This window comes from Sphingobacterium sp. UDSM-2020, assembly GCF_016132525.1.
Lineage (GTDB): Bacteria > Bacteroidota > Bacteroidia > Sphingobacteriales > Sphingobacteriaceae > Sphingobacterium > Sphingobacterium anhuiense.
On record NZ_CP066166.1, the window covers coordinates 588,507 to 611,377 of the forward strand.

Here is a 22,871-nt window from a genome sequence, read left to right on the forward strand (position 1 = left end):
TCAAGCTATTTTAGTATTAAAAATATAAAGGGTGAAGATCGTATCTTCACCCTTTATATTTTTAATAATTTCATAACAAAGCATTTATATACAGATCATAATAAAATGCGTCTTTTGAAAAACGGAAGTTATGAAAAGAAATCTCGATATCGTAGTATTATCAGACATTCATCTCGGAACACATGGAAGTCACGCAAAAGAGTTACTCTATTATTTAGAGTCGATCGCACCAAAAATGCTGATTTTAAATGGCGATATAATCGATATTTGGCAATTCAAAAAAAGCTATTTCCCATCCGAGCATTTACATGTTATCAAAAAAATAATCGATCTCAGTGCCAATGGCACCGAAGTGCATTACATCACCGGTAATCATGATGAAATGCTCCGAAAATTTGCAGATTTAAAACTTGGCAATATCAAATTAACCAACAAGCTCTTACTATCCCTTAACAATAAGAAAGCATGGATATTCCATGGTGACGTATTTGATGCCTCCATCCATCATTCAAAATGGTTAGCAAAATTAGGCGGTTGGGGATACGATAAACTGATCCAATTAAACCATATTATCAATTGGATCTTGCTTAAAATGGGGCGTGAGAAATATTCATTATCAAAAAAAATAAAAAACAGTGTTAAAAAAGCTGTCAAATACATTTCTGATTTTGAAGAAACAGCCACTGAACTAGCTATTGAAAAAAATTACGACTATGTGATCTGTGGACACATCCATCAACCACAAATCAAAGAAGTCATTACCCGGAAAGGAACAGTGACTTACATGAACTCAGGTGATTGGGTTGAAAACTTAAGCAGTTTAGAATATCATAACGGCGAATGGCGATTATTTCATTACGAAGATTATAAAGAATCCATTCTCAAAAACAAGCTGACAGAAACACCACTATTCACCTTAGAAGATCTAAAAAATCTGGTAACGATATAACAAATAAGGGGGATTTCCATCCCCCTTATTTGTTATAATTCAATTGATTCACCAATTGCCGGTAAGTATAATGTCTTACCATAATTTGCGAATTTTTCAGAAGCATTAACTTTATCAATGGTAATAGGAGGAAATGTATCGTAATGCACACCCACTATTTTATCACAATTAATAAATTCTGCCGCCTTTACCGCATCATCAACATCCATGGTATAATGTCCACCGATAGGTAAAAATGCCCAATCCAATTCAAGATCTGCCAAAAGCTTCATTTCCATTGTAAGCGCTGTATCTCCTGCAAAATAAATTTTCTTGTTACCAGAATGCAGAATGAAACCAACAGGAAATCCACCATAGTGTCCGTCAGGAGTGCTATTTGTATGCATAGCATACACCATCTTCACAGTACCAAAAGAAGTCACAATAGTACCTCCTAAATTGAACTCAATTACTTTTTCATCCGGAACTCCTTGTTTCCTAACCCATGCTGCAGTCTCTACAATAGCTGCAACAGTTGCTTGGCTATTTTTTTGAATCTGTGCCATATCTGCCACGTGATCCTGATGACCGTGACTTAAAAAAATATATTCTGGTAATAGAGCATTAACGTCTACACCCTTTGCCAAGGGATTATAAGTGATAAAAGGATCCATTAATACCTCGTGTCCATCAAAATTGAACATAACACAAGATTGTCCGTAATATGTCGCTTTCATAAAACTATTGATTAAATAGGCCTCCTAAACCACCAAGCATATCCTGACTAGCAGCAGACATCTCAGATTGACTCACATTTTCAGCTTGGGTCATCGCTTTATTTAAAGCCACGACAAGCAATTCTTCCAGTTCCTCTTTATCCGCATTACTCAAGAAGATCGGATCAATTGTAATTTCTTTAATTTCTTTATTAGCAGTTGCAACTACTTTTATCAATCCACCTTCAGCTTCTCCAAAAACAGAAATATTATCTAATCTTTGTTTAATTTCTTGTGCTTTTTGTTGCGCTTGGAATAATTTATCAAACATAATATATGATCTAAATGAACAATTCTAAATATAATGCAATTTACACATTTGAATTCAAATCATAGATGACAAAATAACCTTTCAATTTAATTCGCAAATCAAATCATCATTTGTAAATTTGCATCATGCAAAGCAATCAAGAAATTTTAGTTGAAGCTATTCTGAATCAATATGAAGTAGACAAAACGCAGTTGCCAACGGATATTTTAGAGCAAATCTATACCCTATCCAGTAATTTGGTCACGAGTCATGATATTATAAATTATACAGAGTCTATTGGAAGACTATTAAATAAGGATGAAAAAACCGCAGAGCTTTTAGAAATTTTGGATGATGAAGTTCATATCATCATCCATAAATTGAAATTTATTGCAGCAAGCGATCGCCCTAAAGTAATTCTTTTAGATGGCCTCAACCCTGCCGTAATCAATACCAGTGACTATTTACAAGAGTGTATTAAAATAGCCGGTGGTATACCTACTTACACCATTTCGGAAGCAGATAAAGTTATTATTATCAATTCAGAAGAATTAACAATAGCACAAATTCCCGCACTATTATCTGACACAAACTGGTCTGATAGTAATGCCGTTAAGCTAAATCAAGTTTTTTTAATCAATAAGGAGGAATTTGGAAAAACTCCGGGAGCTGACTATTGCTTAGAATTAGAAACATTAGCGGAAATACTGCAGCCCAAATATTTTTTTTACGGCTTAGAGGGAAATACCTGGATACAGTTTCAATTACAATAAAAAAAGCTGACTTGAAGTCAGCTTTTTTTTATGCAAATCTTTTACGAATCAATAAATATAGCTTTTCGACCGATTGTGGTTTTTCAACCCATCTATTTTTAACCGCATAATTCGTTTGCAGAAAAGCATCCGCTTCCGCATAATCGTTACATCTGTTCAATAATTCAACAGCTTCACTATAAGCTAAACTATACCCATTAAAGAGATCCTTAATAAACAGCAGCTTATCATTCAAATTAATGATCGATTTGATATCTTTCACCTGCCCCGAATTTCCTGAGGCATTGTTCATCTCATAAACCCGGTTTTGTACACCAGCTTTTTTCTGTTGTGAAATAATTTCATTTAACGTTAACGGTCTTGAAGGAGTCTCTTGCTCCACATCTGGACGAATCTCTTCTTCAATCAAGATTTGTTTTGATTCTTCAATAACTTCATTAACAACTAACTTCTCTTGTTCCACCGGATTAACGGCTACCTGTTGAGGCTTTGCCTCCTCTTTTTCATATGTTGGTATTACACGATCTCGTAGTTTATCCTCTTGAGTAGTAGCAGACACAGGCTCAGGGATACTGTTGTCAAAAGTCACTTTCTCTACTTCAGGAATGACCTCCTCTTGAGTAAGTTCTTCTTTAGCAGGCTCTTCTTTCAAATTTAAATCTTCGACAGGAGCAACTTCTTTCTGTGGTGTATTCAAACTGATATCAGCTGTTTCATCTACCGCCTCCGTTACCACATTAGGTTGTTCTTCTTTCTTTTCAGGAACACTTTGAAACAAATTGGAAGGAGGTGTAAAGTAGTTATTAAAAGAAACTTTCTCCTCTTCTATCCGGTCATGCACTACTTTTGGAGACGCAGGTTCATCAGCTCTTTCAATTTTCTGAGCTATACCCAACAGATTCTGTGCTTTTAAAACACCAATCTGAGCGGCAATATATTGTGCGGTAGCTTCAAAAAGAGCTAAATCAGTTTTCTTATCTTCAAAGCCATCCTTTGAAAGCGCAAGATATTGCGCTTCCAGCTCCTGCAATAAATCTCCTATTTTATCAAATAAATTTTGTTTCGTAACCATAAATTAATACATTTCATTGTTCGTAATTCCAGTAAAACACTAAATTTTACAAAAGGAATAAAACTTCATTTTCAACTTACTGATTTATACTTTATTGTTAAGTATTGTAGCTTTTATAGACTCAAATTTAATATTAAATTCTGATATTAGCAGGACTTAAGTAGTATTATTTTATTTAAAAAATCAGATTTAATACTGATTGAAAGTAATATTCAATTTATTGATTTTAATTCATTTAAATGCTTTTTTCTGAACATAATTTCACACAAAGGGGCCCAGCATACGGGAGTATCGAAGTGATATGCGGTTCGATGTTTTCCGGTAAGACCGAAGAACTCATCCGTAGACTAAAACGGGCACAATATGCTAAACTCCATGTCGAAATTTTCAAACCGGCAGTAGACAAAAGATATGATGATCGTTTAGTTGTTTCGCACGACAGCAACAGTATACCATCTACCCCTGTTGAACACTCCTCTTCTATTTTATTGCTGAGCAATGATACTCAGGTTGTCGGTATAGATGAAGCGCAATTTTTTGATGAAGGTTTGACAGAGGTATGTGTCAATTTGGCAAATAAAGGAATTCGTGTCATAGTTGCAGGTCTAGATATGGATTTTAAAGCACAACCTTTCGGTCCTATACCCCATATAATGGCAATTGCTGAACATGTAACAAAAGTACATGCCGTATGCATGCAATGCGGAGCGCCTGCAAATTACTCTTTCAGGATCTCTACAGATACAAAAACAGTCCTTTTGGGTGAAAAAGAAGCTTACGAAGCAAGATGCAGGAGATGTTACTATAATTTAACAAATTATTAACATTTACTTAATATATGATGGCCTATTTTGGCATTACCTTTGTATAACTATAATAACAAGATAATAACAGCTAGTAATAGCTACAAAATACTTTTCATAATTTAGGTTTATAATTGGTTAGTTAAAGTCCACCCTCCCAAGGTGGACTTTCTTTTTTACAATCTAATTTCACAAAAAAAAACCAAGAAGATTTACTTCCTGGTTTCTCAATTTCTATTTCTTCACCCAATTGACAATTTCATCTGCAAGTGGATTAACTGCCGAACGATAGCGATGAACCAGCTTTCCGTTCTCATCGATTAGAAACTTTTCAAAGTTCCACTTGATATCACCTTTGAAATCCGGATTATCTTGCGAAGTCAGGTATTTAAATAAAGGATCAATCTGATCACCTTTTACTTCAACCTTCTCTGCCATTAAAAACTCTACACCATAGTTTTGTTCGCAAAATTCCTGAATATCTCCATTCGTACCAGGTTCTTGATTCCCAAAATTGTTCGCCGGAAACCCAATGATCACCAAATCATTTCCATACTCCGAATACAATGCTTGCAGATCTTTATACTGTTTAGTAAAGCCACATTTTGAGGCTGTATTGACTATTAAAATTTTCTTCCCTTTAAAAGACGACATTTTAACATCTTTACCATCGAGACTTTTAAAACTATAATCGTAAATGCTAGGATTTCCAAATATCATGGAAAAACAAGCAATAATCGTTGATAAAATCATCATGTTATTTTAAAAATTAATAAGTGAACTTTTTTCTCTTTCTATCACAAAATCAAACAATTCATTGATCGGTGATTTCAATATTTTTCCAATTTTAATATTATATCCATTACAGACATCACGTAATATCAGATCCAGATAATAAGCAATTGATCCCACAAAGTGACACTCGTAATCTTGATAATTCTGATAAGTTAATACACAAGTCTGTACATATTCCTCGAAACCTGAACGAATAATTTCATCTATAAACGGATGCGTAATATTCGCAGATAAAAATGGTGCAAATGAAGCCAAATAAGCATTCGGTCTCTCCTTTTGGTACACATTCTTAATAACGATCTCCTTTGTTATGCGATAATTCTCTGCAAAATTCTCCGACAGATCCTTAGGCAATCGACCATAAAGAAACAATGTAATTAACTTTTTGCCAAACCAGGCACCCGATCCCTCATCTCCTAGCACATATCCATTTCCATGGTTAGAGGGTTGCACCTCCTGTCCATCAAAAAAACTAATATCAGAGCCAGTACCCAATGTGGCAATATACCCTTTATTAGTACCACAAGTCGCTAAAGCACTACCTACAAGATCGTTCTCAACCGAAATAAAAGCATTTTCAAACAAAGGAGTCAGCGCATTGGAAACCATTTCCCTACGATCTGGAGATATACAACCTGCGCCATAGAAATAAAGTTCCGTTATTTCATTCGCATAAGGTATTATCTCAGGTATTTCTTTAATTACTCGGGTTATTTCTTTATCATTTACAAAAAAAGGATTAAGCCCATTTGTCGAAAAAGACAAAGGTGGACTATCTGGAAGTTCTAATTTCCAGTCTGACTTAGAAGAACCGCTATCAACGACTAAAATCATAAATTATAAGATTATGCTACATCGAGCGTATCAAATATACAAAATTTTCAAGTTTAAATTAACCAAAGATGTAGCCATAAAATAAAATGGCCTACCATTACAAAACATTACGTCAAATAATTTTGTATAACCCTCATAACCTTGTACTTTTGCATACCACAAATAAATTTTGAACTGGTATAGCTATCAGTTATTTAACGCTTTAAAATGATTGAAAAAAGTAATTATACGTCAAAAATACATTTTGATGTTTCCTTTAGTGAGCCTCAAGCACATTACGCAGCCGTAAAAATGTCCATCAAAGAAATTCAGTCTGATTTTATTGATGTTAAAATGCCCGTTTGGTCCCCAGGATCCTACCTAGTACGTGAATATTCTAAACAAGTAGAACGATTCTCTGTTGAAGATCAAGTAGGATATGAAAAAATAAGCAAAAATACTTGGCGTATATTTACCAAAAATAAAAACTCAATTGTTATCAACTACCATATCTATGGTTTTGAAACATCCGTACGTACTAATTTTATTAATGACGAGCATGCCTTTATAGTACCGACTGCAACCTTTTTACATATAGACGGCAACATTGACAGCCCAGTAACTGTTACCATCAGACCCGCTGAAAACTGGAGCAGTATTTCAACAGGTCTTGAACAAATCGATACGCATACTTTTTATGCACCCGATTTTGATATTCTTTACGATTCACCCTTTGAAGTCGGTAATCAAGATATTTGGACCATTCAAGCTTCCAACGTAGAGCATGAATTTGCCATGGTAGGTGGTGGTACTTATGACAAAGAACGATTAAGTGCCGATGTCAAAAAAATAGTCGAAGAAGAAACCCGCATCTGGGGTTCTAACCCCAATAAAAGATACGTCTTCATTACCCATAACTACCAATCCGGAGGCGGAGGATTAGAACATCTCAATTCGACCGTACTGGGAGCATCAAGGACAGCATATAGTAACGAAGGATCGTACAAGACATACCTCAGCCTAATTGCTCATGAGTATTTCCATTTATGGAATGTTAAACGACTTCGTCCCAAAGCATTGGGACCATTTAACTATGATCAAGAAAATTACACCACGGGGCTGTGGATTATGGAGGGCTTTACCTCATACTACGATAACCTGATCATCAAAAGATGTGGTTTCTTCTCAGAACTAGAATATCTGAATCTACTAGCAAATGATTTCACAACAGTACTGAATCGTCCTGGACATCACATACAATCAGCCGCAGAAGCAAGCTTTGATGCCTGGATCAAATATTATAGACAAGATGAAAATTCACCTAATTCAAGTATATCCTATTATAATAAAGGAGCTATGCTCACGGTGTTGCTGGATTTAAAAATTATAGCAGCTTCAAAAGGAACAAAAAAATTAGATCATGTATTAAAAGAAGCATATAACCATTTCTATTTAGATCAGAACAGGGGTTTTGAAGAAGATGAATTTCAGCGACTCGTAGAAGAATTTACAGGTATATCCGTTTCCGATATCTTCAATGCTGCACACGAAAATGGTGAACTTGACTATAATGCATATTTCAACCTAGTAGGTTATGAGATCATAGACATTAATGCCGAAAGCAAAACTTTAGGAATTGGAATAAGTCATCAAAAAAATGATGGGATTCAAACCGTTACTGCAGTAGAACGAGGTTCGGGAGCTTGGGATGGAGGATTAAATGTCCGTGATGAATTAATAGCCATCAATGGCATCAGACTCGACCTCAAAGATAAAGAATATGACTATTTTATGCAGCATAGCAATGAAGGAGATATATTAGATATTTTAATAGCAAGAGATGGTATTATAAAAGAACTGAAAATTGAGATACGGGCGGCCAATAAAAAATTATTCCGTATACAACCCCTCAAAGAACAATCGGAAGAGCAAAAGCAATTAGCAGAATTCTGGTTATCATAAAAATGCAAAAAGGTCACTCGATTTATCAAGTGACCTTTTTTGTTTTATTAGAGGATATCTAAAATTTATATCGAAATGAAAAACCGATTGGATCTATAAGCTTAATAGTACTCGATTGCAAGAAATCAAAATAAGGTTTAACATCCAAAGAAACCTGGAAAGGAGTTTCAGGAATATTATATTCAATCCCTATAATTCCATCAATACTAAGCGCCAGCTCCGAATCATATTCAACACGTTTTCCATCAATCGTTTTGTCTTTTTCCTTATAAGACCCCAGGCCACCACCAAATCCATAATACCAATTAAAACCACCTGATATAGGCTTATAATATTCGTACAATCCAACGACTCTAAAACGTCTATAATTTGAGTTGCTCTGAATGCTCAAAAGCCCTTCGAAAGCTCGGTCATTTGAAAGTGTATGTCTATAGGTAATTCCCTGAGCAGAACCAAAACGAGCCCCAATTGCCCCTTTTGAATCTAATTGCGCGGAAGCTTCGTTCGATACGCCCAATAAGCCAACTGTCACTCCAAAGATCCAAGATAATTTTTTCATATTTAACGTGCCTATTTGTTTTTCAATTTATTCGTTCAAAGTTAATATCAATAATTAAACGACGCAAATACTAAATTGTTATTAACAATTTTAAATATAAAAAATGTACATCAAAACATTTTTCATATATTAGATTGTATTTGAATACTTAGTAATAAACCAATTAAGCAAATATTTTAAATATTTCATTATGGCACAACAAAGTAGAATTTTTGACCTCATCACAAATTATAAATCCGAGTTCTCCGATAAAACGATTATTGCTGGACGCGATAAAAATGGTCGTTGGAAAACCTACTTGACCAGTGAATTCATTGATAAAATAAACAGTCTCAGCAGAGCGCTACTAAGTATCGGCTTAATAAAAGGAGATCGAGTTGCGCTGATGTCCGGAAACCGTCCTGAATGGAGTATCATTGATTTTGCCTGTAATCAATTGGGTATTGCACTTGTACCGCTGTATCCTACATTAGCTCCACAGGACCTATCCTATATTGTCAATGATGCAGAAGCTAAATTGATATTCGTCAGTAATGCCGAGCTTGCTGCACGTGTTGACACAGCATTAAAAGATCATCAATTAACAATTCCGCTCTATACTTTTGAGAAGACTGAACATCATAAAGATCTAGAATCCTTATATCAAATTGGTGACACATTGGATACAGATCTAAAGCCTTACAATGACGCTATACAGGAAGATGATCTACTCACGTTAATCTACACATCAGGTACCACCGGTAAACCGAAAGGAGTATACTTATCCCATAAAAATATTTTAAGTAATGTACTCGCCTGCTACCATCTCATAAGACCCGATTTTAAAAAAGCGATCAGCTTTTTACCCTTATGTCATATTTTTGAACGGATGGTTGTATACATGTATTATTCAAAAGGTATAGAGATCTATTTTTGTGAAACACTGGACAATGTTGTTGTGGATATCAATGAAGTTAAACCGGATCTTTTTACCACTGTACCGCGGGTACTCGAAAAAGTATATGATAAAATCGTTGCGAAAGGAAAAGACTTAACTGGAATCAAGAAATCACTGTTCATGTGGGCATTAAACCTTGGCCTTCGTTACCAAGAGCCAACAAAAAACAGCGCTTGGTACAATTTTCAATTAGCCATTGCTCGAAAATTAATCTTTTCAAAATGGAAAGAAGCCCTTGGTGGTAATATAAAAATTATTGTTTCTGGTGGTGCAGCTCTTCAGGAAAGATTAGCGCGTGTATTTTGGGCTTCTGATATGAAAGTATTAGAAGGGTATGGTCTAACCGAAACATCTCCAGTTATAGCAGTCAACACATTTTTTGACACGGGTATCAAATTCGGAACAGTTGGTCGGCCTCTGAAAAATTTAGAAGTAAAAATAGCTCAAGATGGAGAGATCTTAGTAAAAGGACCAAGTGTCACCTCTGGCTATTACAAAAATGATGAAGCAACAAAAGAATCATTTGATGAAAACGGATTCTTCAAAACAGGCGATATTGGCGAAATATCGGCTGATGGATTTCTGAAAATTACAGACCGCAAAAAAGAAATGTTCAAAACAGCAGGTGGCAAGTACATCGCACCACAGCCTATTGAAACAAAACTAATGGAATCTACCCTCATTGCACAAATTATGGTCGTGGGAGAAAATAGAAAATTTCCATCAGCTTTAATCGTTCCCGCTTTTGAAGAAATCGAAAAATGGATGAAACATAAAGGCATTCCTGTAGGTTCCAAAGAAGAGATCGTTACGAATCAAAAAGTAATCGAAAAATATAATCAAGAAATCGACAGGTTGTCTACAGAATTCGGTCACTGGGAAAAAGTCAAAAAAATTATCTTACTTCCTAAAGAATGGACCATCAACGATGGTCAGTTAACACCAAAATTAAGCTTAAAAAGAAAAGTCATTCTCAAAGAGTTTGATGAGAAAATTGAGAAGCTCTATCAGGAAAATTAGAAAAAATACCCTCTATCTAAAAAATAGAGGGTATTTTTGAAATAAAATTTGTTTATCCGCCATCATATTATGAAAGAAGTATACTTTAAAGATTTATTGACCCCTACCTACTGGAAACAAGTTTTAAGATTAGTTTATGATGCCTTTAATGGCTTTATGGACGACAACTGCATGAAAAAAAGTGCATCATTAGCCTACTACACGGTGTTTTCTATTGGTCCATTATTGATGATCGTGATCTGGTGTATCGGTTTCTTTTATGGACAGCATTTGAGTAAAGAAACTACTGGACAGAAGGAAGTTTTTGATGAGCTAATGGTCTTATTCGGAGCAGATGTTACAAAACAAATTCAATCCTTTATCGAAAAAATAAACTTTGAAAATAAATCTAATTTAGGAATTACTATTGGTATTGTAACCCTTATTATTAGTGCTACAACGATATTTGTCGACATTCAGGATTCTATTAATCAAATCTGGAAAGTGAAACCCAAGCCAAAAAAAGGCTGGTTAAAATTAATCATTAACAGGCTCATCTCCTTCTCGATTATTATTGCATTAGGTTTCCTTCTTATCGCTTCATTAATGATCAATGGCGTCATTGCAGCAGTTACAAATCTTGTGCTACAATATTTTCCTTTTATCCCGATTACATTAATTGACTGGATCAATACCAGTGTCACGTTTATCATTATCACGACGCTCTTTGGCTTCATATTTTCATTTTTGCCAGATGCAAAGGTGAAATTTAAAGATATACTTGGTGGAGCAATCTTTACAGCTTTATTATTCATGTTAGGTCGCTATTTTATATCTCTATACTTGACTTTATCCTCTACAGCAAGTTTGTACGGCGCCGCAGGTTCAATCATCGTTATGTTATTGTGGATATACTACTCTGCAGCAATTTTATATTTTGGCGCTGAATTCACCAAGTTCTATGCTCAAAAATTAGGTGGCGGTATTGAACCTTCCTCATTCGCTGTTGTTATCGAACAGACAGAACGCATTAAAAAAGTTGGCGAAGAAGCCGATTCCAAAGAAGGAGAAATTCTTCATGTTCTAAAATAAAAAAAGGGTGCACTTTATAACAAAATGCACCCTTCTAAAATAATATTGATTACTTCCTTATGGAGTAACGTTATAACGAATCACTTTTCGACCCACATTACCTGTTTCATCCATACCTTCCACAATGACTTTATATTGTCCATTTCCATCAGCATTATAGAATTCTAAAGCAGCCTCACCCGTTTCAGTAACCTTAACTTTTGGATTCCAATAAATTGTTGTCCTTAAATCATTCACAGCTTTACTTTCTGGTGTTTCATATTTTGGCTCATAAAACTTTCTTTCTTTTATATAACCCAAAGGAAACAGATCAATCACATTTGATTTTGGTAATAATTTTTCAATTTCCGTCAATGACATTCTAGGTTTTTTCTCTACTTTCTTCGTATAGATAGACACAACCCCATTATTCTGGTACATTCTGGAAACAGTTCCGAGGTCATCCTTTAGGAAAATCTCAATTCCCTCAATATCCGGAACATTAATACTATTTAATCCTGGTTCATCGATTGCCATTCCATTTAAGAAAAATTGAACGGGCACCCGACTTCCACTATTATAAGATCGTGTAACATAGTATTTCTGCGTCTGCGAATCGTAAGTAATACCAGTCAACAATGTGTTCAGACACATCGTCAATACATTACATCCGGATAAACGCTCTGCATCAATACGATGTTCAGGCATCGACAATCCTGAAATGGAAGGAAAATCTCTGTTGGTGATCACCTTTTTCTGCACACCAGTAACCGCGACCTCATCCAAAAGAATAGATTTACGATATTCCTTTTTGCTATTTTCTAGATACGGAACCATTGCCCGATCAATATTCATGACAAAATTATTCTTATAAGCATTGTTTTTATCAATCTCCGGAAAATAAGTCTGATCCATATTAATCACCATACTGCGGTAATTATCATTTCCCCGGGCATTAACAGTAACTTTTGAAGAATCTGTAAATACAAGATCTTTAAATAGGAACCGCCCTTTATCATCTGTATAAGTATCTTTACGAATACTCTTAGAAGGAATAGATAAGAGTAAGCCCCCATTCGGCACAGTTCTACCCGTGTTCAGTCTTAACGTTCCACCAATCTCAATTCCCTGTTCAGGCATAAATGATAGTACAGGAAGTTTCTCAGCCACCAGGTCTTGATAATCAAATCGACGGAATCCTTGTGTCATTAATAAAGCATCCAATGCTTTATCGCGATTCACATTCTTTTCATCAAAATACGTATTTGGACTTTCAATATATCCCTTCAGATCAGAAGTCAACAAGAAATTACTGACAATTGATAAATCCTGATTATCATCATAAGGAACTTTAGATTCATCAATAACAGAAATGGAATAACTACCCGGGTATTTTTTACCGTTATTAAGTACAGAAAGTTTCAGATTAACCTTTTCCTTCGCTTTAAACTGTTCCTTATTGACCGCTAAATTGATATCCAGTAGTTTCTCACTTTTAACAAAAGTAAGACGTTCACTGATCACCTTACCTGCGGGAGTCATCAAGGTTACTTGAGCAATACCATTAGGAAGACGTTCCTTCGGAATAGTAATCAATGCTGTTGCACTTTTCAAGTTCGCCTGTGCCGCATATACGAGATGACCGTTTGATTGTACCAGCACATAGAACGATTGATTTGGATTTTTAGCAAAATCTTCTTCACTCGTCACAATCGCCATATTCAGATTTGTTTCATCTTGTTTTACAAAAACAACATTCGCTTTATTCTGAACCACTTCCGGCAATTTAAACTTTCGTTCCTGACCATTAGCAAATGTAATCGAGGCTACATATTTTTCATTTGGGAGAGGTAAAAGACTAAAAAATCCCATACCTAAGCCTAAATCTGAAAATTCTGCGACTTGTTTTCCTTTACCGTCCAAGATACGGCCTTTAACAGCAATACCTTTTCCATCTGCAGAAACAGCCTTAAAAGCAACGTTTTTAGCGATTCCAGCTAATAGATCACCCCCTTCAGGAAAGAATTGAACATCGGCATCCCACAAGGCATTTTTTAAGGAAAATGTACTCTTTAGTGGCTTGTCGTTCTTATTCTCTTGAAGTGAGACTTCTAGATATGCCTTTTTCAGGATTTCTTTATCTTTAGCACTTAAATTGACAGTGACCTTACCCATATTATCCGTTTCACCTTTTCCATCAGCAATGGTTTCCCATCCAGAAATCATAGACCAATTCACTTTCGAATTAATCAATAGCTTACCAACAGCATCTCTAAATTGAATAACAGCCTGACTTTTAGCAGCATTCTGATCATTGTTAACAAATGTAATATCCGTGATTAGTTTTTTACTAATAGCATCTCCAATAGGAACCACTTTATTATAAAAATAATCCGATGAAAAGTTACCCATCCATTTCGTGTACGCTCGAAATCGATAATTGTCCTGCGCCAGGTACTGCGGATCCAAAACAAGATAACCATCTCCCACTCCCTTATCCAACGGAATCCTTAACGTTTGAATCAGCGAATCTCTGCTATTAAGAATCTCAACATATGTAACCTTACTCGGTTCATACTCCGCAAGATTGCGTGATAAGTAACTGTTAAACCACAACGTATCACCTATCGCATAATATGGTTTATCAAAGTGAAGATGCACTTTTTCAACAGGAAATACTTGAAATAACTTTTGTACTCTTTCGACTATTGTATTGATAGGTAGTGTAGCTTCGGTTGTCTGGGCAACGGCATGCTTTACTCCACAAACCCCCATCGTAAGCGTCAATAATTTTATATACTTCATCTAATACTATTGGTAATTAAAATAGAATAGATAAATATATTCAATTTTAATTAGATATCGGAAGTATCACAAGTTTTTAACATTTTTTTAGGCTATAATAAAGGTGCCAAAAGCCGGCATAAAGAATCAATACCCCTTTTCCATTTTTTTCGATGTGCCCAGATGTACAAAGTAATCAGATCAGACGCCTCCTTATCGATTTCAAATTGATTTTCAAGACGTTTACAATAAGCCTCATCAGAAACAATACTTGCTATTTCATAATTGATGTAGAAACTCCGCATATCAAGGTTTACAGTCCCTACGAAAGCCAATTGACCATCAATACATACTGTCTTAGCATGGATAAAACCTTTCTTATACAGATAAACCTGCACACCACGTTGCAAAAGAGGCTTCAAAAAGGAAAAAGAAGCATGTTGTACAATATAAGAATCTGCTTTCTCTGGCAGCATCAGCTCCACTCTTACCCCAGAGGAAACAGCTATCTCTAAAGCCGTAGATAACTGCTCACTCGGTATAAAATAAGGCGTACACAATTGAATGCTTTCCTTCGCATCATTGATCGCCAATATGATAGCTTCCATATTAAAAGGACCAAGTGACCCCGGATCACTAGAAGAAAATGCAACAGCGGCACGCTCAGGAATGTGCGGTACACTAAAATTTAAATATTCATCAGTCAATAAAAAGGGTTCACCTTCAGTTTGATTCCAACTGTTCCAAAATTGGATCTGCAGATTATTAACTGCTATTCCTTCTACAGCCATTGCAGTATCTCTCCAATAATCAATCTGATCCGGAGTATTGATATATCGATCAGAAATATTAATTCCCCCCACAAAACCATATTGACAATCAATCACGACAATCTTTCTGTGATTTCGATAATTACTATTTGCTAAAGAAGTAAAATTGACTGGTAAAAATGCAACAAAAGGATAACCAGGTGGATTTTTAACTAAATATTTGATCACATCAGGAGAACCAAAACTATCAAGTATCAGTCGCACTTTTACCCCCGCTTTTGCCTTTTCTTCCAAAATTTCAAGCACCTGACGACCAATATTGTCCAATTCAAAAATATAGTATTCCAGGTGTATGGAATGTTTTGCTTCTCGAAGTCTTTTTAATAAAACTGGAAATTTCTCCTCGCCATTGATAAACAATTCGACCCTATTATTTAAAGAGAAAAAAGATAATTTTTGGTTTTTCAGATAGTCAAAAACCCGGGATAAAGTTCCTATTTTTTCATGAATTGTTTCCAGTTGCTCGTCCATTCGTATTAAACTTTCCTGCCATGCTGCTAACAGTTTTGTATTCTGCTCGCGATTAATATGTTGCAGTCGCCTAACTTTTCTAAATTTTTGTCCGAATAGATAATATAGAACCAATCCAATACCTGGAAGAAATACAATAACCATTACCCATGAAATCGTCTTCGTTGGATTCCTATTTTCAATCAGTATTGTACTTATTACCCCAAAATATAACACAAATAAGGGAAGCCAATACCAATTTAATAGCCATTGCCACAATTGGTTCCAATCTATTTCAATCTCATTAAAGAAGTTTTGCATATAAAAATCAACTTATTTTAATCTTATAAGTAACAAATAGCCCTATCAAACGTTAACATTTGTAACATATCAGATACATTTGGAAATAAAGTATCTCTAAATGAAGTCAAATCTGATCAATTTATTTTGTTAACAAATGTTAAATCATACTATACAGAACTTATTGGCAACATTTATGTATTAATGTATAATAATCTAAAAGTCAAAAGTTAATTAACAATTAACTCTAAATAATATTTATGAATAAAATCGCACTTTTTACCCTAGCCCTTGCCTCGACCGGAGTACTCTTTTTTAGCTGTAACTCGGGTAAAACCAAAGAATTAGACAAAAAAAACAACGCTATTGCACTACCAATATACTCAATTGATACAAGTTCTGCGAATACAATAAAAGATTATATTGGTACGATTGAAGGAAAAGTCAATGTTGAGATCCGCCCACAAGTTGAAGGGATTTTAGAAGAAATATATGTCGATGAGGGTGATTTTGTGAAAGCTGATCAAAAATTATTTAAAATTAATGCCTCAGCCTATGATGAGATATTAAATAATATGGTCGCGACAGAAAATGTAGCCAAAGCAAAATTACAGAATGCACGTTTAGAAGTAGAGCGTCTCCGTCCTTTAGTAGAAAATGAGGTCATTTCAGAAGTACGCTTAAAATCTGCGCAATCAGAATATGATGTCGCAAAAGCATCCTTACAGCAGGCATCCGCGGCGGTACGTTCAGCCGATATTGACAAACAGTTTACAACAATCAAAGCACCTGTTTCAGGTTATATAGGCCGTATTCCCAAACGCGTAGGAAATTTAGTGACTAAAAATGATTCCCAGTCTCTTACCGTACTATCCGATGTGCAAGAAGTCTATGTATATTTTTCGATGAGCGAATCCGATTTCTTATATTTCACAAAGAAACAAGCAAAACAAGACCAGCAAGATGAATCCTATAAATCGGATGGAAAAATCCGAAAACTTGCTTTTCCAGAAGTATCATTGGTACTTGCAGACGGAGAAGCCTACAGTCAAAAAGGAAGAGTTGATGCCGTAAATGGTCAAGTAAATAGAACCACTGGTGCAATTTCTTTACGTGCCACTTTCCCAAATACTGACAATATATTACGTACAGGTAGTACCGGTACATTAAAATTTGTGGAAACGCAAAAAGGAGTGATACAAATCCCACAAGTATCAACATCGGAGCTACAAGATAAAACCTTTGTATACGTTGTTGATAACAAAAATACGGTTCACCGGAGGTCTATCAAAATTGAGGGTAAATCCAATTCGAACTATATCATCTCAGAAGGGTTAGCTGTAGGAGACAGAATTTTAATGTCCGGTTTCGACAAGATTTCGGAAGGAGCTACCATCATTCCGATCAACAAGACCCAATAAAATACTTTTCCAATTTTTAATTAAACGCACTATAAATGCTAAAAACATTTGTTAATAAACCCGTATTGGCTACCGTTGTCTCCATGCTCTTAGTAGTATTAGGAGCTGTGGGGCTAAAGATGTTACCTGTATCCCGTTTCCCAGAAATAGCTCCTCCGTCTGTGGTCGTTTCATTAAGTTACCCTGGCGCGAATGCAGAAACCGTCGCTAAATCTGTTCTCCTTCCAATTGAAGAAGCCGTAAATGGTGTAGAAGATATGACTTACATCCGTTCAACGGCCAGTAATTCCGGCTCAGGATCTGTTCAGGTATTCTTTAAAACAGGTATTAATCCAGATATAGCTTCTGTAAATGTCCAAACCAGAATATCGAAAGCAATAGGTTCTATTCCTTCAGAAGTCAATGAAGCCGGTATCACGGTAATGCCTCGTCAATCTGGGGTAATCATGACCATCAACCTCTTTGCAGATTCCAAAGAAAGTATGTTTGATGAAACTTTTCTTCAAGCCTATTCCCAAATCAATATCATCCGGCCATTACTTCGTGTTGATGGCATTGCCCAAGTTTCTCGTGTTGGAGCACGTGATTACTCCATGCGTATGTGGTTGAATCCTGAAAAGCTAGCTTTGTTTAATCTAGTTCCTGACGATGTCATAACAGCCATTAAAGATCAGAATTTCGAAATTGCTCCCGGAAAATTTGGTGAAACATCCGATGAGGTATTTGAAACCGTAATTAAGCATAAAGGACGATTCAGTCAACCCGAGGAATTTGAAAACATTGTTATAAAAACAAATGAAGATGGTTCCGTATTATATTTACGAGACTTAGCCCGTATAGAGTTTGGCTCTTCTAACTTAGGTTCGGACAATAAAGTAAATGGAAAACCCGGATTAACCTTAAATATCACACAGACATCAGGTTCTAATGCCCACGATATTGATATCGAAGTGCGTAAAGTATTGGAAGAGTTATCCAAAACTTTTCCAGAAGGCATTAAATATGAAGTTTCCTACTCTGTAAGAGATCAGATTGACGCATCGATCTCTCAAGTAAAACATACTTTATTTGAAGCATTTATTTTGGTATTTATTATTGTTTTTATCTTTTTACAGGATTTTAGATCAACTATAATTCCAGCGATTGCAATTCCGGTCTCCCTCATAGGTACCTTTTTCTTCCTCAATCTATTCGGTTTCTCACTCAATGTGCTCACCATGTTTGCATTGGTACTATCGATAGGTATTGTTGTTGATGATGCCATTGTCGTCGTCGAAGCCATTCACTTAAAAATGCATGAGACAGGTATGAAAGCCAGGGAGGCAACGCTTTCTACAATGTCCGAAATCTCCGGAGCCATTGTATCCATTACCTTAGTCATGGCGGCCGTATTTATTCCGGTCGGTTTTATGGAGGGACCAGCAGGTATATTCTATCGTCAATTTGCTTATACCCTGGCAACAGCAATTTTGATTTCTGCTCTAACCGCCTTGACTTTAAGTCCGGCCTTATGTGCCTTGATTCTAAAAGCACCCGAACATGAAGATCAGACGGATCAAAAAGAAAAAAATAAATTTACCGCATATAAAAAGCGCTTCTTCACGGCCTTTAACACCTCATTTGATAGCTTAACCTCACGCTACATAGTCGGTGTTAAATATCTGATCCGAAATAAGAAGATTGCCATTACAGGATTGATCGGTATTTCAGCAATCGGATTTACCTTATTACTTTTAGCACCCAAAAGTTTTATCCCTACGGAAGACGATAGTTTTGTAACCTATTCGCTGGCCATGCAACCAGGTGCTTCACTAGCAAGAACTACAGAAGTTTTAAAACAAGCAGATAGTATTCTTCAAAAAAGAAATCCAGATATTGCAGGAATGACCACCATCTCAGGATTTAATGCATTAGATGGAAGTACAAGTCCTGCATATGCAGTTGGTTACATTAATCTAAAAAGCTACGATAAAAGAGAAAAAATTAAAGATATTGAAGCCTTTATGGATTCGATCCGTCAGGACTTATCAGTAATCAATGAAGCCACTTTCAATGTCTTTCCTCGTCCCACTGTTCAAGGTTTTGGGGATTTCGCAGGTATACAGCTGGTTTTAGAAGATAAATTAGGTGGAGAGATCTTGGATTTTAGCAGTATTGCAGACAACTTCATCAATGAAATCAATCAATTACCAGAAGTTAAAAGTGCATACACTTCCTTTAAAGCAAACTTCCCACAATATGAAGTGGATATCGATGCTGTTAAAGCAAAATCATTGGGAGTCGATATTAAATCCTTGATGTCTACCATACGAGCTTACTACGGCCGTGTACAGGCCGGCGATTTTAGTCGTTTCGGCAGACAATATCGTGTATACATTCAGGCAGATTACGATTACCGAACAGATCCCGAATCCTTTAAATCCATTTTTGTCAGAAACAAAAACAACGAGATGGTCCCCATCAGTACATTACTTACCTTAAAAAAGGTAGTGGGACCGGAAACCATCACTCGTTATAATCTGTACAATGCAATTACCATTAATGCCAATCCAAATGAAGGGTACAGTACAGGTGATGCCATGAAGGCGATAGAGAAATTAGCTTTGGAAAAGTTACCTGGAAACTACAGTTATGAATGGACCGGTATGAGCTTAGAAGAATCGGAATCAGGTTCCCAAACCATACTGATTTTCATCATGAGTATTGTTTTTGTATACTTTCTATTATCGGCACAATATGAAAGCTACATCTTACCTTGGGCCGTTCTGTTATCCATTCCAGTTGGGTTAGTAGGCGTTTATGCGACCATCTTACTCGTAGGATTAGAAAATAACATTTATGTACAGGTTGGTGTCATCATGCTGATTGGGTTGCTTGCCAAAAATGCCATTCTGATTATTGAATTTGCCGTACAGGAAAGAAACAAAGGTTTGAGCATTTACGACTCTGCTATTGCAGGAGCCAAATTACGTCTGCGTCCTATCCTTATGACGTCATTTGCATTTGTAGCAGGATTAATACCCCTTATGTGGTCATCAGGACCATCAGCAAAAGGAAATCATTCCATTAGTTTTGGTGCCGCTGGCGGTATGCTTTTCGGTGTATTGCTCGGGATCTTTATTATCCCAGTACTTTATATCATCTTCAAAACCTTAGATGAACGTTTAAAAATTAAATTCAAATCAAATTAGTCCGATACATATGAATCTTATCAATCGCCATATCTTCCTATTCGGGGCTATCTTACTTCTGTTCTCTTCCTGTAAAGTTGGACAACGCTATACTGCTCCAAAATATAATCTTCCAGATCAATACCGTGCAGATTCGACCTATCAAGATAGTGTAGGGGCACTCGCCTATGTCAATTGGCGCGATTTCTTTAGAGATTCAAGCCTGATAAAACTAATTGATGCCGGATTGGCAAATAACTATGATATGCGTAGTGCTATCTTGAATATTCAAATCGCAAATCGTCAATTAACGCAGGCTAAAGCAGGTTATCTGCCAGAATTGGATGCAACGATTGCAGGTGTAGGCCAAGAATGGCGTTCCAAAAATTATTACGCAGGACCTGCTTCCAAAATCTATAATGGTAAAGAAGCAAAAAATAATCTTTTTAGAACCCAATCTCAGTATTTAACGGAATTAAACCTCAGTTGGGAAATTGATATATGGGGTAAAATATCTGCCCAGAAAGAAGAAGCACTCGCTAACTATTTAGGTACTGCAGAAGCAAAAAAAGCGATTCAAACTAGTCTGATTGCAAATATTGCTAAGGGTTATTTCAATCTTTTAAAGCTAGATGCTCAGATTGAAGTGGCCTTACGTAATGTACAACTCAATGATAGCACTTTACGTATGATTCAATTACAGTTTGATGCCGGAGAAATCACCTCATTAGCCATTCAGCAAACGCAATCCCAAAGATTGCTCGCAGCATCACTAGTTCCGCAGTTGGAACAAGAAATACAGATTCAAGAAAATTCACTTTTAGAATTGACCGGTAGAATGCCCGATAAAATTGAACGGGGCAAAAGTCTACAGTATTTAATTGATGAATCTAAGATCTCAATGGGATCTCCTATAGATCTGATCCGCAACAGACCAGATATCCGTGAAGCAGAATTAAGTTTAATCGCATCAAATGCACAAGTTAATATTAATCAAGCTTTACGCTACCCTTCATTGACGCTCGGAGGTACACTGGGTCTAAACTCCATGTTGCCTGAAAATTGGTTTAATATTCCAGGATCATTGCTAGGTTCCGCATTGGGAAATATTACAACTCCCATATTTAAAAACAAAAAACTAAAGACAGCTTTTGAAGTGTCAAAATTAGAACGTGAAAAAGCAGAGATCAACTTACAGAAAACAGTATTACGTTCGGTCAACGAAGTATCCAATAGCTTCACATCACTTGCGAAATTAAAAGAGCAATTGGTACTCGCAGAAGCCCGAGTCGCAAATTCTCATTTGGCAGTAAAAAATGCTAGTTTATTGTTTAAATCTGGATATGCAACCTATCTCGAAGTTATTACAGCGCAATCCAATGCCTTGACATCCGAACTTAACCTCGTTTCCATAAAGCAATCCCAGCTGGATTCATTCGTTGAACTATACAAATCCCTAGGAGGTGGATGGGCAGAAACTAAATAATATGACAGTTCATTGCTCCGTCGACATGGAGCAATGGACTTAAATAAGGAATATCTAAATTTGCTCCACGCAACAGAAACCAGATTCCCATTAAGATATAGAGAAAAGGTAACCATTTCGAAAAATTCATTTTAAAATATGTCCGAATAAAGTTGCCTAAAAAAGAGAAGATTAATAACAGTGGCAATGTTCCCAAACCGAACATGACCATAAAATAGAAACTTGTTAAACTTGATTCTGTATTCATTGCTGCAGCTGCGGCCATATACAACATGCCACAAGGTAAAATACCATTCAATACACCCGCAAAAAAACTTCCACCTGGACGGTATAACCAACGTCCCATAAGTTTAGCTATCGGTTGAACAAGACGTGTCTGCAATTTTATAAAATCCTGGTTTTTAAATTTAAATAATTGCACTAAACCTATAACAAGTAGTATCAATCCCGTTAAAATGCTCAATCCCATTTGCCATCCCTGGATCGATGCAATTCTACCAATCATACCGAGCGCAAGACCATAAACACCATAGGTCAATATCCGCCCTATCTGATATAATATCTTATTGAACGCTATTTTCCAGGTCAGTTCATGATTACCCTGCACAGCAAAAAGCAAAGGACCACACATCACCGCACAGTGTACACTGCCAAACAAACCCATAAAAAAAGCAAAATATTGGTAACTCATC

General features: G+C 36.0%; 18 protein-coding genes. 9 read left to right on the plus strand and 9 right to left on the minus strand.

Going from position 1 to position 22,871, the window contains the following annotated elements:
- Window positions 1-130: 130 nt before the first annotated feature.
- Window positions 131-949 (plus strand): UDP-2,3-diacylglucosamine diphosphatase, encoded by an 819-nt coding sequence (locus tag JAZ75_RS02540; protein WP_021188686.1) that lies wholly within the window; start codon window positions 131-133, stop codon window positions 947-949.
- A gap of 32 nt (window positions 950-981) precedes the next feature.
- Here JAZ75_RS02540 and JAZ75_RS02545 read toward each other — a convergent pair whose 3' ends face one another.
- Window positions 982-1,665, minus strand: coding sequence for a metal-dependent hydrolase (locus tag JAZ75_RS02545; protein WP_208700114.1), 684 nt, complete (start codon window positions 1,663-1,665; stop codon window positions 982-984).
- Window positions 1,666-1,669: 4 nt separating this feature from the next.
- The gene (locus JAZ75_RS02550; protein ID WP_021188688.1) at window positions 1,670-1,975 is read right to left on the minus strand and encodes a YbaB/EbfC family nucleoid-associated protein; all 306 of its coding nucleotides are present in this window, start codon (window positions 1,973-1,975) and stop codon (window positions 1,670-1,672) included.
- Window positions 1,976-2,100: 125 nt separating this feature from the next.
- Here JAZ75_RS02550 and JAZ75_RS02555 point away from each other — a divergent pair, with 125 nt between their 5' ends.
- Complete coding sequence (locus JAZ75_RS02555) at window positions 2,101-2,727, plus strand: hypothetical protein (protein ID WP_132844094.1); 627 nt, start codon at window positions 2,101-2,103, stop codon at window positions 2,725-2,727.
- Between the two features lie 28 nt (window positions 2,728-2,755).
- Here JAZ75_RS02555 and JAZ75_RS02560 read toward each other — a convergent pair whose 3' ends face one another.
- On the minus strand, window positions 2,756-3,799 hold the full coding sequence (locus JAZ75_RS02560) for a hypothetical protein (RefSeq protein ID WP_208700115.1): 1,044 nt from the start codon (window positions 3,797-3,799) through the stop codon (window positions 2,756-2,758).
- Between the two features lie 239 nt (window positions 3,800-4,038).
- On the opposite strand from JAZ75_RS02560, the gene JAZ75_RS02565 reads away from it, so the two are divergent.
- Window positions 4,039-4,623 (plus strand): thymidine kinase, encoded by a 585-nt coding sequence (locus JAZ75_RS02565; RefSeq protein WP_208700117.1) that lies wholly within the window; start codon window positions 4,039-4,041, stop codon window positions 4,621-4,623.
- Between the two features lie 213 nt (window positions 4,624-4,836).
- Here JAZ75_RS02565 and JAZ75_RS02570 read toward each other — a convergent pair whose 3' ends face one another.
- Window positions 4,837-5,355 (minus strand): glutathione peroxidase, encoded by a 519-nt coding sequence (locus tag JAZ75_RS02570; RefSeq protein WP_132772090.1) that lies wholly within the window; start codon window positions 5,353-5,355, stop codon window positions 4,837-4,839.
- Between the two features lie 9 nt (window positions 5,356-5,364).
- Window positions 5,365-6,231, minus strand: coding sequence for an N-acetylglucosamine kinase (locus JAZ75_RS02575; RefSeq protein ID WP_132772058.1), 867 nt, complete (start codon window positions 6,229-6,231; stop codon window positions 5,365-5,367).
- A gap of 207 nt (window positions 6,232-6,438) precedes the next feature.
- On the opposite strand from JAZ75_RS02575, the gene JAZ75_RS02580 reads away from it, so the two are divergent.
- Window positions 6,439-8,172 carry a M61 family metallopeptidase gene (locus JAZ75_RS02580; protein ID WP_208700119.1) on the plus strand — a complete coding sequence of 578 codons (1,734 nt, stop codon included), beginning with the start codon at window positions 6,439-6,441 and terminating at the stop codon, window positions 8,170-8,172.
- A gap of 58 nt (window positions 8,173-8,230) precedes the next feature.
- Here JAZ75_RS02580 and JAZ75_RS02585 read toward each other — a convergent pair whose 3' ends face one another.
- Window positions 8,231-8,731 (minus strand): hypothetical protein, encoded by a 501-nt coding sequence (locus tag JAZ75_RS02585; protein ID WP_132772060.1) that lies wholly within the window; start codon window positions 8,729-8,731, stop codon window positions 8,231-8,233.
- 190 nt (window positions 8,732-8,921) lie between these two features.
- Here JAZ75_RS02585 and JAZ75_RS02590 point away from each other — a divergent pair, with 190 nt between their 5' ends.
- Both JAZ75_RS02590 and JAZ75_RS02595 read left to right on the plus strand, forming a co-directional pair.
- Window positions 8,922-10,688, plus strand: coding sequence for an AMP-dependent synthetase/ligase (locus JAZ75_RS02590; RefSeq protein ID WP_208700121.1), 1,767 nt, complete (start codon window positions 8,922-8,924; stop codon window positions 10,686-10,688).
- A gap of 69 nt (window positions 10,689-10,757) precedes the next feature.
- Window positions 10,758-11,759, plus strand: coding sequence for a YihY/virulence factor BrkB family protein (locus JAZ75_RS02595; RefSeq protein ID WP_021188696.1), 1,002 nt, complete (start codon window positions 10,758-10,760; stop codon window positions 11,757-11,759).
- Window positions 11,760-11,816: 57 nt separating this feature from the next.
- Here the strand turns inward: JAZ75_RS02595 and JAZ75_RS02600 are convergent, their stop codons facing one another.
- Together JAZ75_RS02600 and cls are read right to left on the minus strand one after the other, a co-directional pair.
- Window positions 11,817-14,543: a carboxypeptidase regulatory-like domain-containing protein gene (locus JAZ75_RS02600; protein WP_208700123.1), complete on the minus strand. Its 2,727-nt coding sequence runs from the start codon at window positions 14,541-14,543 to the stop codon at window positions 11,817-11,819.
- 92 nt (window positions 14,544-14,635) lie between these two features.
- On the minus strand, window positions 14,636-16,123 hold the full coding sequence (cls, locus tag JAZ75_RS02605) for a cardiolipin synthase (protein WP_021188698.1): 1,488 nt from the start codon (window positions 16,121-16,123) through the stop codon (window positions 14,636-14,638).
- A 239-nt stretch (window positions 16,124-16,362) separates the two neighbouring features.
- Between cls and JAZ75_RS02610 the strand changes: the two genes are divergently transcribed.
- From JAZ75_RS02610 to JAZ75_RS02620, 3 genes are read left to right on the plus strand one after another with little or no spacing between them, the layout of a single operon-like run.
- Window positions 16,363-17,523, plus strand: a complete 1,161-nt coding sequence (locus JAZ75_RS02610) for an efflux RND transporter periplasmic adaptor subunit (protein WP_132772064.1) — start codon at window positions 16,363-16,365, stop codon at window positions 17,521-17,523.
- A gap of 35 nt (window positions 17,524-17,558) precedes the next feature.
- Entirely contained in the window at window positions 17,559-20,714 is a 3,156-nt protein-coding gene (locus JAZ75_RS02615; protein WP_132772065.1) for an efflux RND transporter permease subunit, read from the plus strand.
- 10 nt (window positions 20,715-20,724) lie between these two features.
- The gene (locus JAZ75_RS02620; protein WP_132772066.1) at window positions 20,725-22,179 is read left to right on the plus strand and encodes an efflux transporter outer membrane subunit; all 1,455 of its coding nucleotides are present in this window, start codon (window positions 20,725-20,727) and stop codon (window positions 22,177-22,179) included.
- On the opposite strand, the gene JAZ75_RS02625 is transcribed toward JAZ75_RS02620, so the two are convergent.
- On the minus strand, window positions 22,172-22,870 hold the full coding sequence (locus JAZ75_RS02625; protein ID WP_132844106.1) for a sulfite exporter TauE/SafE family protein: 699 nt from the start codon (window positions 22,868-22,870) through the stop codon (window positions 22,172-22,174). The genes JAZ75_RS02620 and JAZ75_RS02625 overlap by 8 nt on opposite strands.
- Window position 22,871 lies beyond the last annotated feature (1 nt).

Bases quoted from the DNA above. Each gene is read 5' to 3' on its own strand.
- JAZ75_RS02610 (WP_132772064.1), top strand. From the start codon at position 16,363: ATGAATAAAATCGCACTTTTTACCCTAGCCCTTGCCTCGACCGGAGTA.
- JAZ75_RS02540 (WP_021188686.1), top strand. From the start codon at position 131: ATGAAAAGAAATCTCGATATCGTAGTATTATCAGACATTCATCTCGGA.
- JAZ75_RS02560 (WP_208700115.1), bottom strand. From the start codon at position 3,799: ATGGTTACGAAACAAAATTTATTTGATAAAATAGGAGATTTATTGCAG.
- cls (WP_021188698.1), bottom strand. From the start codon at position 16,123: ATGCAAAACTTCTTTAATGAGATTGAAATAGATTGGAACCAATTGTGG.
- JAZ75_RS02565 (WP_208700117.1), top strand. From the start codon at position 4,039: ATGCTTTTTTCTGAACATAATTTCACACAAAGGGGCCCAGCATACGGG.
- JAZ75_RS02545 (WP_208700114.1), bottom strand. From the start codon at position 1,665: ATGAAAGCGACATATTACGGACAATCTTGTGTTATGTTCAATTTTGAT.
- JAZ75_RS02550 (WP_021188688.1), bottom strand. From the start codon at position 1,975: ATGTTTGATAAATTATTCCAAGCGCAACAAAAAGCACAAGAAATTAAA.
- JAZ75_RS02625 (WP_132844106.1), bottom strand. From the start codon at position 22,870: ATGAGTTACCAATATTTTGCTTTTTTTATGGGTTTGTTTGGCAGTGTA.
- JAZ75_RS02620 (WP_132772066.1), top strand. From the start codon at position 20,725: ATGAATCTTATCAATCGCCATATCTTCCTATTCGGGGCTATCTTACTT.
- JAZ75_RS02585 (WP_132772060.1), bottom strand. From the start codon at position 8,731: ATGAAAAAATTATCTTGGATCTTTGGAGTGACAGTTGGCTTATTGGGC.
- JAZ75_RS02590 (WP_208700121.1), top strand. From the start codon at position 8,922: ATGGCACAACAAAGTAGAATTTTTGACCTCATCACAAATTATAAATCC.
- JAZ75_RS02600 (WP_208700123.1), bottom strand. From the start codon at position 14,543: ATGAAGTATATAAAATTATTGACGCTTACGATGGGGGTTTGTGGAGTA.
- JAZ75_RS02580 (WP_208700119.1), top strand. From the start codon at position 6,439: ATGATTGAAAAAAGTAATTATACGTCAAAAATACATTTTGATGTTTCC.
- JAZ75_RS02575 (WP_132772058.1), bottom strand. From the start codon at position 6,231: ATGATTTTAGTCGTTGATAGCGGTTCTTCTAAGTCAGACTGGAAATTA.
- JAZ75_RS02615 (WP_132772065.1), top strand. From the start codon at position 17,559: ATGCTAAAAACATTTGTTAATAAACCCGTATTGGCTACCGTTGTCTCC.
- JAZ75_RS02595 (WP_021188696.1), top strand. From the start codon at position 10,758: ATGAAAGAAGTATACTTTAAAGATTTATTGACCCCTACCTACTGGAAA.
- JAZ75_RS02570 (WP_132772090.1), bottom strand. From the start codon at position 5,355: ATGATTTTATCAACGATTATTGCTTGTTTTTCCATGATATTTGGAAAT.
- JAZ75_RS02555 (WP_132844094.1), top strand. From the start codon at position 2,101: ATGCAAAGCAATCAAGAAATTTTAGTTGAAGCTATTCTGAATCAATAT.